This is a genomic window from Clostridium cochlearium (assembly GCF_900187165.1).
Lineage (GTDB): Bacteria > Bacillota > Clostridia > Clostridiales > Clostridiaceae > Clostridium_G > Clostridium_G cochlearium.
In genome coordinates, this window is record NZ_LT906477.1 from 1,658,029 (window position 1) to 1,670,326 (window position 12,298).

General features: G+C 28.1%; 14 protein-coding genes. 3 read left to right on the forward strand and 11 right to left on the reverse strand.

All coding sequences use genetic code 11. The features are described 5' to 3' along the window. The 6 genes from CKV72_RS08170 to CKV72_RS08195 all read right to left on the reverse strand — a co-directional run bounded on the left by CKV72_RS08170 (position 1) and on the right by CKV72_RS08195 (position 5,575). On the reverse strand, positions 1-1,866 hold the full coding sequence (locus CKV72_RS08170; protein ID WP_095177998.1) for a KAP family P-loop NTPase fold protein: 1,866 nt from the start codon (positions 1,864-1,866) through the stop codon (positions 1-3). Between the two features lie 1,582 nt (positions 1,867-3,448). Next, on the reverse strand, positions 3,449-4,132 hold the full coding sequence (locus tag CKV72_RS08175; protein ID WP_095177999.1) for a peptidoglycan recognition protein family protein: 684 nt from the start codon (positions 4,130-4,132) through the stop codon (positions 3,449-3,451). Between the two features lie 130 nt (positions 4,133-4,262). Next, positions 4,263-4,481, reverse strand: coding sequence for a DUF2922 domain-containing protein (locus CKV72_RS08180; RefSeq protein WP_095178000.1), 219 nt, complete (start codon positions 4,479-4,481; stop codon positions 4,263-4,265). A gap of 20 nt (positions 4,482-4,501) precedes the next feature. Continuing rightward, a complete protein-coding gene (locus tag CKV72_RS08185; protein ID WP_095178001.1) occupies positions 4,502-4,726 on the reverse strand; it encodes a DUF1659 domain-containing protein in 225 nt (74 codons plus the stop codon). 91 nt (positions 4,727-4,817) lie between these two features. Then, a complete protein-coding gene (locus CKV72_RS08190; protein WP_095178002.1) occupies positions 4,818-4,997 on the reverse strand; it encodes a YvrJ family protein in 180 nt (59 codons plus the stop codon). Between the two features lie 35 nt (positions 4,998-5,032). Next, positions 5,033-5,575, reverse strand: coding sequence for a sigma-70 family RNA polymerase sigma factor (locus tag CKV72_RS08195; protein ID WP_095178003.1), 543 nt, complete (start codon positions 5,573-5,575; stop codon positions 5,033-5,035). A 142-nt stretch (positions 5,576-5,717) separates the two neighbouring features. Between CKV72_RS08195 and CKV72_RS08200 the strand changes: the two genes are divergently transcribed. Beyond that, positions 5,718-6,194: a DUF3267 domain-containing protein gene (locus tag CKV72_RS08200; RefSeq protein WP_169712361.1), complete on the forward strand. Its 477-nt coding sequence runs from the start codon at positions 5,718-5,720 to the stop codon at positions 6,192-6,194. A gap of 26 nt (positions 6,195-6,220) precedes the next feature. Here the strand turns inward: CKV72_RS08200 and CKV72_RS08205 are convergent, their stop codons facing one another. The 3 genes from CKV72_RS08205 to CKV72_RS08215 are packed head-to-tail and all read right to left on the reverse strand — an operon-like array spanning position 6,221 to position 7,647. Further along, positions 6,221-7,147, reverse strand: coding sequence for a DnaD domain-containing protein (locus tag CKV72_RS08205; protein WP_095178005.1), 927 nt, complete (start codon positions 7,145-7,147; stop codon positions 6,221-6,223). Positions 7,148-7,159: 12 nt separating this feature from the next. After that, a complete protein-coding gene (locus CKV72_RS08210; RefSeq protein ID WP_095178006.1) occupies positions 7,160-7,384 on the reverse strand; it encodes a helix-turn-helix domain-containing protein in 225 nt (74 codons plus the stop codon). A gap of 41 nt (positions 7,385-7,425) precedes the next feature. Continuing rightward, the gene (locus CKV72_RS08215; RefSeq protein WP_095178007.1) at positions 7,426-7,647 is read right to left on the reverse strand and encodes a helix-turn-helix transcriptional regulator; all 222 of its coding nucleotides are present in this window, start codon (positions 7,645-7,647) and stop codon (positions 7,426-7,428) included. 251 nt (positions 7,648-7,898) lie between these two features. Here CKV72_RS08215 and CKV72_RS08220 point away from each other — a divergent pair, with 251 nt between their 5' ends. Together CKV72_RS08220 and CKV72_RS08225 are read left to right on the forward strand one after the other, a co-directional pair. Further along, a complete protein-coding gene (locus CKV72_RS08220; protein ID WP_095178008.1) occupies positions 7,899-8,453 on the forward strand; it encodes a helix-turn-helix domain-containing protein in 555 nt (184 codons plus the stop codon). An 82-nt stretch (positions 8,454-8,535) separates the two neighbouring features. Continuing rightward, the gene (locus CKV72_RS08225) at positions 8,536-9,675 is read left to right on the forward strand and encodes a site-specific integrase (protein WP_095178009.1); all 1,140 of its coding nucleotides are present in this window, start codon (positions 8,536-8,538) and stop codon (positions 9,673-9,675) included. Between the two features lie 79 nt (positions 9,676-9,754). On the opposite strand, the gene rlmD is transcribed toward CKV72_RS08225, so the two are convergent. Both rlmD and CKV72_RS08235 read right to left on the reverse strand, forming a co-directional pair. After that, positions 9,755-11,113 (reverse strand): 23S rRNA (uracil(1939)-C(5))-methyltransferase RlmD, encoded by a 1,359-nt coding sequence (gene rlmD, locus CKV72_RS08230; RefSeq protein ID WP_095178010.1) that lies wholly within the window; start codon positions 11,111-11,113, stop codon positions 9,755-9,757. 16 nt (positions 11,114-11,129) lie between these two features. Continuing rightward, positions 11,130-11,513: an RDD family protein gene (locus tag CKV72_RS08235; protein WP_157726563.1), complete on the reverse strand. Its 384-nt coding sequence runs from the start codon at positions 11,511-11,513 to the stop codon at positions 11,130-11,132. Positions 11,514-12,298 lie beyond the last annotated feature (785 nt).

The following is a 12,298-nucleotide window of genomic DNA, read 5'->3' on the forward strand; positions in this document are numbered from 1 at the left end:
TTATTTTGCTCCCTTCATTATTTTATCTATAGCTAATTGTAGTTTTTCATTCTCTTTTTTCCATCTTTCAAGTATTTCAAGCATCTCACTATTACGTTTAGATTTATTTATAAAGCTCCCAACTAAAGGTATTGCCCCTAATGGTATCAACTCTCCATTTATACTCATAAGATTACTTATTACATCTGTTGTAAGAATTTCTCTAGTACTTCCCCAATTTATAAATGAATTAAACAATTTAATATCTATTTTAGATTCCTTTACCATCTGAGAAAAAACTTCTTCTAAAATTTTAGACGCTTCATTATCATTTATATTTGATGCTTCTTTTAGGGCACTTTTTATAGCAATCTCTGATTTACTTAATAGTTTTTTTAGTGTATCTTGTGCTAATGGACTTAATTTTTTTACTGATAAATCAAACCTTTCATCTAAAGATGTTCTTGTAAAATAAAAATATGGCTTTAAATCTATTTGTGATATTTTAGGTTCACTCATAGCCCATTGCTTAACCCAGTTATCTTCCTTCCAAATTTTCAATTCACTATTTTCATTTATTGTATCATCTTCTAATTCTTTTAATGTACTACTACAATCATTTGATGCTTGTACTAATTCTGCAATTTTCCTGAATAATGGAAGTTTAAAATATTCTAACATCATAACTTTAGCTAGTACTTTTCTATCTAAATCTTGCTGTTTATACTTTGCCATTTCTAACCTCATGTATAACGAATTCAAAAATCTTTTACAATGTCTTGGATTACCATTTAAACCGTTAGCTAGTACCGCTCCTAGTTGTTTAGCAGTAATTATGCTATCTTTTACTTTTTTGGCTATATCTACATTAAATCTTGATATAGCATCATAATCTAAATTAAAATTTAAAAACTCTTTTTTCTTCTCATTATTTAAATATTCTATTATATCCTCAAACTCTTTTTTAGTTAAATCTTTTTGAAAAAATAGACATGTTATATAGAATTCTACTTCTTTCGAATTTAAACGAGGTATTCTAATAGGATATTGAATCATTTTTTCTAAATATTCTTTACCTATATCGATTTGTAATCCTTCTATCTCTTTAAATTTTTTCTTAACTGCATATGATATATGCCTCTCATCTGCACCTATTATAAAAGCAACACTTCCAATAAAAAGAAATAATCTTATTGCCTCTAAAGTTTCTAGTATTGTATCTGGACTACATCTATCAAGTTCGTCTACAAATATTACAAGTTTTTCTATTTTCGTTTCTTTAAGTAATTCAACAAAGTTGTTTTGAAATTCTCTTATATCATTTCTTATTTCTTTATTACTTAATTCTTCCTGTATATTCTCTTGGATTTTTTCTAGATCAATATTGTAGATTATTTCTGATATATTTTCTGTATCTTTGGCTGCATTTGATATCTTTTCTGCTATTAATTTTCCTACTTTGTTCATTCCCATATCTACTAAAGTTCCAATCCCTCCAGTTAAAAATATATCTGCACCTATCTTTGCTCCTGATTTTAACAACTTAAATTTATCTATACTCTTATATAAGCCCCTTATGCAAGCCTTTGCCTTTGGTGTAAAATCCATTTCTTTCTCAATTACATCCAATATACTTCCCATTAAAGCTGTCTTAGCATCTTCATATCCTTCAAATAACCATCCATTAAATATTAAACAAACTGTATTTTTATTCTTGTTTAGTTCATCCATACTCATTTTTATTAGACTAGACTTTCCACTTCCCCAATCACCATATACACCAACACTAGCTGGAAGTAGGTCTTCATCATTGATAATTAGCTTTAATATAGCCTTTAAATAATCAAAGTCTAAAAAATCTAATTCTGTTTCGCTATCTTTCCACATTATTTTCCACCTCATAACACTTTATTTGACAATTATTATAATTAAAATCTCTTCTCTTCCCTTTCAAGTAAACATAACAAACCTATATAGTGCTATTTTAAAATTTAATTTTTATACCTAAAAATTATTTCTTCATAATAAAAAAATTATACCCATTACTTAATCAATATGCTTTCCATAGATTTTTTACAGAGGTGAATCACACCTTTCTACTATTCCATCCCCCAAATTTAGTAAACCTACCTCTTATTTATGATAATATTTACTATATCGCAATCTAAATTTTAATAAATTTCTTCAATACTTAACTTCTTTAATTACGAAATTTGAATTCCCCATTATATACATAACCTGTTGAATTGTGGCTATTATCTACCCTCTTAATAAATATTTATTACGTCATAATTTTACTTATATAATTATAATATACCACATTTCCCCATATAAGTAATATGTTTTTAGCATAAAGAACCTTTCCACCCGACCTTGTACTTGCCTTAATGCATGTTCAAGGTGGACCAGCCCTGGGCTAGTCCAAGGGTTTTTCGTAGAACGATTTTCAAATATTTTAGAAACCTTTTATTTATATAAAGACCCTAAAGGAATACCTTGAATGCTTGTTTATTTTGCTAAACAACAAATTTGACGAAGGGACAAGTCCTTTTAAGGCTTGTACTTTCGTTAAATTTCCTCTTGTTTAGCGAAGTAGACAAGCAGAACATAAAACATCTAAGAGGGGTGGACAAGCCTTGTAGCCAAACCCATATAGGCAAGCTTGTACAGGCGGTGGCGGTGGTTGGAGCTCGTAGAAGCTTGTCTTATATGGGTTTGTGCTAGGAGCTTGTCCGCCCCTGATTTTTCCATTGAGCACGTCCCAACCTAATAAAAAACCTTCTATTCATAATAGATAAGGACCCTAGAGGAATACCCTAACGCACTCCTGCGGGTACCCAAATAAAGGACTAGCTAAAATCGTGTAGCTCTTACTTTTAAAAGGCTCAGGATTAAAGGAGAGACTTTTAAAAGATTAGAGCTACTAGATAGGAGCCTGTCCTTTTTTGGGTGCAGGGAATAGTGCCAAAAGGAAAAATATAAAATGCTATAAATCCACTACTATATATAATAGATATACATTCATATATTTTAATTTTTGTTATTAATCCAATAGAATAATTATAAATTTTATTAGAATAACTGATGTGTAACATAGAAATACTTTATTGGACTAGCTATTTTTAAGTGTTTTGGACAAGCATATGACCGCCAACCTAAAAATCTACCTAAAAGAACGGTTATATGCTTGTCCAAAACTTCCGCTTTGGTACTAAAAAAAGAGATACTCCCCCATAGGAATACCTTATAGTAAGTATTTCTTTTTTGTTATAATTTTTGCCTTGGATAAGCTTATGTTTGCACCCTAAAGGAATGCTTAAAAACTAGCAAAGATAAGCTTGTACAAGGCTACCTTGTTAGATTTATTTTATAATTATACCTTCTTATGATAAATTTACTTCCTGCAATAGAATAAAAGAGCCAGGACTAGTTCTTGAAAAGAATTTGTCCTGGCGGTTGATTATATATTTTAATAAAACAATCTGTCCCAAGTAGATATCCCTACAATTCCATCTACCATAAGGCCATTATCTCTTTGAAAATTTTTAATAGCATTAAAAGTAGCGGTACCAAAATATCCATCAGCTCCATAGGAACCAACACTATATCCATTTTCTATTAAATTTTCTTGAATGATTTTTACATTATTATCTTTAAAATTAGCATTAATTTTAATTAAATAGCCAGGATAATTTTTATAAGGACAATTTATGTCCTTTATAAATTCTCTTCTTATTTCCTCCAAAGGATAGTTTCTTCCTGGACAACTTGTTGAGTTAAGTTCTCCATGGCCATAGATTTCTTTTATTCCATATTTGATACATAGATATTTAATAAGTTCTATTAATGAATTTTTTTGATTTGATGGCATATATTCTATCATGTAATTTCCTTCTACACATATTCCTATAGATATGGAATTATAATTTATACAATGAGCTCCTAGAGAATTTTCAGGTCTACCCCTATATACACTTCCATTTTTTCTTACTAAGTAATGATACCCACATCCGGACCAGCCATTATGTAAATGCGAAATATGAATATCTTCTATACTACAGTTTGTAGCAGCTGCATGGTGTAAAATTATTTTTATTGGATTATTGCCATAGGTTAATCCTCTAAATTTTAAATTAGAATCTATAACATTCATGAAATCCCTCCATTTTTTAATGAACAAAGATTTTCTGTAGCAAAGCGGAAGAAAATCCTCCTTAATTGTTCATTGTTCACTATTAATTATTCACTAAATAAAGCTCTCACCCAAAAGTGAGAGCTTTATTTTACGCCTTATAAACTTCATTAACTGTTCTTTCTACTATTTGAGCAGAATCCTTTGCAACTAAAGGATCATTTAATTTGAAAGCTGATTTCTTAGCTAATATAACATCCATAAGAATGGATATTTCTTCCTCAGTTAAGTCATCTTTTATTTCAGTTATAGACATATTAACTTTTTTACCTTTTTCATCTACAAACTTCATAACTAATGTCTTTTGCATTATCTATTCCCTCCTTTATTTTATTCACCTAATAATAAGTTCTTATTTACTCTAGATATAGATACCATAGGATCCTTTAAAACTTCTGCTGCTGCTTGTCCTATTGCATATACATCTTCATCTGTAGCAAGTACATCAAGCTTGAATAATGATTTATTCTTTCTTTTTTGCTTACCTTTTTCATCTAATCCAAGATCCAGTTCTAAAACTAGGCTAGTTGCATAAATGTCTTTTGTTATAGCCATGTTTATTACCTCCTTTTATTTTGTATTTCACCTATATATATGACATATTAATAAAGTTTGTAGTAAAATTTAAAATGAAAAAGTGAGAAAATCACTTTTCTAAGATTTTCTCACTTTTTTGGTGTTCTGAAGCAGTTTCTATAACCTTTGTAAGAACCATAAAAGCTTTAGTTAATTCTTCTAGCCTTTGATCAAGTCTTACTAAAAGATAAGTAGTTACCGCTACGGGGAACCCTACATTACTTATAAGCATTATAATTTCGTCAAACATGTTCCCACCACCTTTGCAGCTTAGAGCTACTATCTTTATATATGTTCTTTAAGTATCCTTTGCAGTTTTTTTATTGCTTTATCTTTAGCATAACGAATTTCATTATAGCTTTTGTTGGTAGTGGAAGCTATCTCCCCCATAACTTTATCTTTTATGTAAAAACTACCTATGATATATCTTTCTTTGTCGGAAAGCTTGTCCAAAGCATTATATAATTCTTTTACTTTTTCATAGGCTATTATTTCATCTTCTAATGTAAATAAATAATCATTATCTGTTTTATTTAATATATATTCATCTGGAATCTCTCGGTAATGCTTTATCTCCCCTTTTAAAAGGGCTTTATAGTTAGTTTTTATAGCTTTAATACAATAAGGGGTAAAATTATTATCATTCCCTTTATACATATTACAAGCTTTTATAACAGATAAATATCCATGTTGTACTAAATCTTCAAAGTCATAGCATTTAATTTTATATCTAGCAGCTTCTTTAAGTATTAATGGCTTAAATTTCTCTATTATTTTTTCTAATACCATAGTATCTCCATCTTTATACTTTTTAAATAGCTGTTCCAATGCTAAATCACCTCACCCTTTACCATTATTATACATTAACTCTATTATATTTTATATCTATTCAATTGTTTATTTCTTTAGAGAATGGGAATAATCGAGTTGAGGTGATAAATTGAAATATAATATATCTTATAAACTCCATTTGAAAGTTATAATTGTATCAATATTTTTTTGTATATCATGTTATGATTTTGTTGAATATACAATACTAGATTTTTGCATAAATATAATAACTCATAACCATATTTCTATCCTTTTACTTTATACTTATGCAATATTAACTATGGGATTACTATCGATAGTACATGAACTTATACATGGCTTAACTTATAAATTATTGGGTGGAAAGGTTACATATAAATTTAGAATACTATATTTAGCTACTCAAGAGATCTCTGGAAAGGCACTAGCTATATATAAATTTGCTATTGTATTATTAGCTCCTTTTATAATAATATCTTTAGGTTCTCTATTATTTCCCACATGGATAAGTAATTTTTTATTGATTGTTAATTTTATATCCTCTTTAGCTGATATTTTAATGACTTTAGAACTTATAAAATATCCTAGATATAGTAAAATTATTGATAGAGATTACGGATATGATATCATCTTTTAATTTTTATTACATCCAATCATGTTTCTTTAATCCCATCCTAAGAGTTTTCTTTCTAACTCTTCAAAATTATACTCCCTTTGACCCTCATAATCCCAAGCATCACTATCTTTTTTACTTCTTTTATTCTTATTTTTCTCCCATTCCATTTTGTATTTTTGTACCTTTTCCGGTGTATCTACTTTTTTATCTATCCATGTATTAATTATTTTTTCTATATATTTTATAGATTTAGCATTATAACTTATAGCTTCCTCTATGGCTGAAATAATAACATCACAATTTATCTTCTCACCCCATTCTAAGATTTTTTTATGTTCAAATTCTGTAGGATTATATACATTATTTTTAAAAAATAATAATACATCTCCCACATTAGTATCAGCTCCATCATTTCTTATTTCTATTACTTCTTCTTTATTATTTGTTATTTCTTCTTTATTACTTATTACTTTATTACTCCCTATATCCTTACAAGCACCTTCATAGTCCCTTATATCCTCCTTATAAGAGTCTTGTTTTAAAGTTCCTATATTTAAATCCTCTACTCCAAAAAACAATTTATGCATATCTAATTTTAAATCAGAATACTGTTTGTATAAAATAATTATAAATTCCTTATTTTTTACACTTTTAATTTCTTTATTAACACATTTTATTGCATTAGGATTACTTGGGATGTTATATTTAGCCCAATTTATTATCATTATTTCTTTTGTTTTATCACAGTAGCTTATTTTATTATATTCTTCAAATCTCTTTAACAACTTGTCTACAGTTTCTCTATTATATCCTGTATGTGTTTCTATAATTCTTTTAGGAAGTTCATAAATACCACATTGTGTAGTGTGAGAGTTGCTTATTAAATAAAGATAAAAATATTTTTCCTCTGGTGTAAGATCAAGTACAAAAGCATCGCTCCAAAATTCTGTGTGTATCTGTCTATACTTGGCCATTTTAAAATCTCCTTATTCTATATTATTTTTTAAATTTAAATCTTTTATATTATCGAGATCTGACAAATCCTTGCCATCATAATCTCTCAAAAATCTTATTAATGTTCCTTTGGTTATTTTAAGCCTCCCAAGTTTAAGTGCTATTAAAATTCCTTTTCTAATCAAATCATATACAGCATTTTTGTTAACTTTTAAAATTGTTGCTACTTCTTCTACAGTATATAAATATTCTTCCATAGCTATCTCCTCCGAATTGTCAAATTTAAAATTTACTTAACTTATATAGGAAATATGTCCTTAACATTGACGCCATAGGCTTCAGCAATGGATATTTGACTATCTTTCCTAGGATAGTTCTTTCCTTTCTCCCAACTCCAATACATCTTTTGATTAGTTTTACATTTTCTTGCCGCTTCTTCTTGCGTCCAATTATTAATTGCTCTAAAAACTTCAATTTTTTTATTCCAAGATAAACTACTGATTATTTTGCTAATATCCATATTAAAACCTCCACATCCTTTTTAAACGTGTTTTACGTTAACCATAATGTACCATAAATACCTATATTTTTACAACCCCATTTAATTGCGATTATTGTTTAATTTTTCGTGAATTTTCAGATTAGTTTAATCTTTCTTCATTTAACTGTAAATGACGTTCATTAGTAGACTATTTCACGTTAAACAATTGACTTTATACGTTATTTACGTTACAATATGTAATAATAATTTTATTTTAGGGGTGGTTTAAATTGGCACTAAGCAAAAAGCAATTGGGGAATTTAGTTAAAGAAGCTAGGAAAATAAAATCCCAAATGCTTGGAAAACGATATACCCAACAAATGTTAGCAGATGATATAGGTAAATCTCAAAGTTATATTGGAGATATAGAATCTGGGAGAACTTATCCAAGCTTCTTAGTTTTAAATGCTATAGCAACAGCTTGTGAAGTACCTATTGGATACTTTCAAGATGAAAATAAAGTAGATAATGATATAGACAATTTTATTAAGATTCACTTTAATAATTTAGATGCTTTAGAAATATATGCAATAAGGGAAGAAATAAAAAAAGATCCAGATGCAAAAATTAATCATATATATGATTCTTTAAACAAAGATAATTTATTAAAGGAGACTGTTTCATTAAATACTCCAGAAAATTTAATGAGAATGTTATTAAGTAATCCTGTAATAACAGATTTTTTACAAATTGATATAAATGAAATGACAGAAAAAGAAATATTAGATTTCTCAAAAGAATCATTAGAGCAGTTAAAACTTATTAGCTATAAATATAAAAAATAAATATACATTCAATATGTATATAGCCAATTTATTTAAAATTGGATTATATAAATAAATATATACAAAGAAAGGAGATATAAAATTGAAAGGTAGCGTAAGAAAAAAAGGAAACAGATGGTACTATTCATTCTACGTTGGAACAATTGATGGAAAAAGAAAACGAATTGAAAGGGCAGGTGGTGATACTAAAAAAGAAGCAGAAAAAGCTCTTAGAGATGCCTTACTGGAATTTGAAAATGTCGGAAGTGTTCTTAATGAAAGTAATATTAGTGTAGCTGATTATTTTGATTATTGGTTTAATGAGTATGTAGTTATAAACTGTAAGTATAATACACAATTAAATTATAGAAGAATAATAGATAATCATATAAAACCTGCATTAGGTATTTATAAACTTAAAACAGTAACTCCAGCTGCATTGCAAGAATTTATAAATAAAAAATATATTAATGGTCTTGCTAAAAATACAATTTCAGGGTTTTACGGTGTTCTCTCTGGTGCTTTAAGAATGGCCGTATATCCTTATCAACTTATAAAAGAAAACCCAATGCAATATGTAAATATGCCAAAATATGATGATGCTAAAAAAGAGAAAAACTATTTAAGAATGATCACTTTAGATCAATTCAACAGAATTATAAATAGATTTCCCCAAGGAAGCAGTTTTCATATTCCACTTCAAATTGGATTCAATACTGGTCTAAGAGCAGCAGAAGTATGCGGACTTACATGGGATTGTATAAATTTTGATGAACAAACACTAACTGTTGAAAAAATACTCTTAAAAAAAGAAAGAGAATGGATATTTGGAACTCCTAAAACTAAAAGCTCAAATAGAACCATTCTAATTGGTAAAACACTTTATGATATATTAAAGCGCCACAAAAAATGGCAAATAGAAAACAAATTAAAATATGGTACACATTATACTGAATCTAATTTTATATGCACTAAGGAAAATGGTCAATTAGTTACTCCAGATACTTTAAAATATTTAAGTCGTGTAGTTAATTATGAATTGGCTATAGATTTTTCTTTTCACTCTTTACGACATACTCATGCTACCATGCTGCTAGAATCCGGTGCTAATATAAAAGATATTCAACACAGATTAGGTCATAGTAAATTAGCTACAACTATGGATGTATATTCTCATGTTACAAAAACTTTAAGTGAAGATAGTGTTGCTAGATTTGAATCGATTATTTCTTCTCTAAAATAATCTTCCGCTATCCTAAAATTTATAGAGTAAGAATAGCGGAAAAACCACTATTTATTATATATGCTAACCCCACAAAGTATTACTTTTGCTTACTTAGCCTAACTACAGTTTCCACATGCGGTGTGCTGGCAAACATATCCATGCTCTTTACCTTTTCTATTGCATATCCATTTTCCACTAAAACCTTTAAATCCTCTACTAAAGTCTTAGGATTGCAGGAAACATACACTATAGTTGGCGCATTAAATTTTATAACATATTCTAAAGCCTTTGGATGCACTCCTGGTCTTGGAGGATCTAATATTATTACATCTGGCTTTTCTTTTATTTCTTTTATTACCTGGGCAATATCCCCTGCTATAAATTCACAGTTATTTAAATTGTTTAATTTTGCGTTTTCTCTGGCAGATTTTACTGCTTCCTCTATAAGTTCTATACCTATAACCTTTTTAGCTTCTGGAGCTACGATTTGTCCTATAGTACCTGTTCCACAGTATAAGTCAAATACAGTTTTTGATTTAGATTCACCTATAAAGTCCCTAACTATGCTATAAAGCTTTTCTGCTCCCTTTGAGTTTGTTTGAAAAAAGGATAGTGGAGTTATTTTAAATTTAAGTCCTAATATGTCCTCCATTATGTAATCTCTTCCGTAGAGAATATTTAATTTATCACATTGTACCACATCAGAAAATGAATCATTTATAGTGTGTAAAATTCCAACTAAGTTTCCTTTGTAGTTTAAATTTTTAATAATATCTTTGTACTCATCTAAATCAAAATCAATTTGAGATGTAGTTACTAAGTTTATTAAAATCTCTCCTGTGTTTTCAGCCTTTCTTATAACTAAATTTCTTAAATATCCTTCCCTTGCCATTATTTTATAATGTGGAAGTTTTTTCTTCCTAAAATAATTTAATGTAGTCTTTGTTATATTTCTAAAATCTTCATCTACTATTTTACATTCATCTGCACTTATTATACCAAAGGATTTTCCCTTTACATGCATACCTAGAGTTAATTCTCCACCCTTTTCTAAATCGCCAAAGGTAAACTCCATTTTATTTCTATACTCATATTGTTTTGGACTTCCTTCTATAGGTAAAAATTCAAATCCATATAAATTAGCCTTTTTAAATAATTCTTTTATCTCATGTTGTTTTATTTCCAATTGTTTTTCATAAGGAATGTCTTGATGAGCACATCCTCCACACTGTCCAAATACTGGACACTTAGCTTCAATTTTATAAGGTAAATCTTCTAAAACTTCTATTATTTTTCCTTTTGCATGATCTTTTTTCTTAGTGGTTATCCTAGCTAATACTTTTTGTCCTGGTATTCCATGTTTAACATAAACTTTTAATCCTTCATGATAAGCTATGCCCACAGATGGAAATTCTATTTCTTCTATATTTAATTCATATTCTTTACCTTTTCTCATAGTCAAACCTCACATTCTATTCCTTATCTTCTGTTTCTTTTTCATTTACTTCATTTGTTTCATCTACTGTATTCACTTCATCTACTTGCTCTATTTCAGTTATCTCACCCATTTGAACTATTTTCATTTTTGAAAATTTCTTACCTATTGTAGCACCCTTTTTACATTCCATATAAGTTGGATATAAAACTGATATTATAGCAAGTATTATAATCAACATTAGGACTATATACTCACTAACTAATTTATATCCTAAAATCCTTAATATAATTTTATCAAAAACTAATAGTGCTATTAATGATAGTATAAATACAATTGACATGTCTATTAAGTTAGACATAAAACTATCTTTAAAAGCTACCTCACTATTTTTTTCATCCTTAATTTTATCTTCTTCCATTAAATTTTGCCTCCGTTTCATAGTATTTTTAATATAAATATTATTATGCACTAGTATTTTTATAAAGTAAATAGACTAACCCACAATATAAAAAAATTACGACGTAATTTTTTAAACAGAGGACAGAGGACAATTGACATAGGACAATGAAGGAAGATTTTATAATGTAATTAAAAATTGAAAGTTGAAAATTGAAAATGATAGATATTTTTTCTTCATTGTCATTACAAAAAAATTTTAATTTTATAGAATCTGCCCAGGTTTAAAATAAATTAACTTTTATATAATAATTTATTTTAATTACTTGCTATTAATCTAGCGACTGTGTCGCAAGCCGATAGGCCGCCGTTAATCAATGAATAATGAACAGGGAACAGCGATGTTTAGCTTCGCTAAACCAGCCATCAATAAAAATGTCAATGTAGATATAATTGAAAATGGAAATTCGAGAATGAAGAATTAAGGATAGTTTAGATTTGTCTAATATAAAAAAGGTTTATCTTTAGCTAAACCTAAAGATCTTATAAAATTAAAAACTTTTCGTAATGTTAATGGAGAAAAGTTGTCAATCATTTTCCACTTTCCATTCTCCATTTTCAATTCTAACTAATAAGATTAAAGATTTTCTGACGTAAGGAAGAAAATCATCCTTCATTGTCCTCTGTCCTCTGTCAATTATCAAATGAACTGTCCTCTGTTAAAAAAATTACTTCGTAATTTTTTTATATTGTAAACTACAGATTGACTAATACATATTGTAATTATAAAATATATATGGTTTGCGT

Coding starts and splice junctions, on each gene's coding strand:
- CKV72_RS08170 (WP_095177998.1), bottom strand. CDS start 1,866: ATGTGGAAAGATAGCGAAACAGAATTAGATTTTTTAGACTTTGATTAT.
- CKV72_RS08175 (WP_095177999.1), bottom strand. CDS start 4,132: ATGAATGTTATAGATTCTAATTTAAAATTTAGAGGATTAACCTATGGC.
- CKV72_RS08180 (WP_095178000.1), bottom strand. CDS start 4,481: ATGCAAAAGACATTAGTTATGAAGTTTGTAGATGAAAAAGGTAAAAAA.
- CKV72_RS08185 (WP_095178001.1), bottom strand. CDS start 4,726: ATGGCTATAACAAAAGACATTTATGCAACTAGCCTAGTTTTAGAACTG.
- CKV72_RS08190 (WP_095178002.1), bottom strand. CDS start 4,997: ATGTTTGACGAAATTATAATGCTTATAAGTAATGTAGGGTTCCCCGTA.
- CKV72_RS08205 (WP_095178005.1), bottom strand. CDS start 7,147: ATGGCCAAGTATAGACAGATACACACAGAATTTTGGAGCGATGCTTTT.
- CKV72_RS08210 (WP_095178006.1), bottom strand. CDS start 7,384: ATGGAAGAATATTTATATACTGTAGAAGAAGTAGCAACAATTTTAAAA.
- CKV72_RS08215 (WP_095178007.1), bottom strand. CDS start 7,647: ATGGATATTAGCAAAATAATCAGTAGTTTATCTTGGAATAAAAAAATT.
- rlmD (WP_095178010.1), bottom strand. CDS start 11,113: ATGAGAAAAGGTAAAGAATATGAATTAAATATAGAAGAAATAGAATTT.
- CKV72_RS08235 (WP_157726563.1), bottom strand. CDS start 11,513: ATGGAAGAAGATAAAATTAAGGATGAAAAAAATAGTGAGGTAGCTTTT.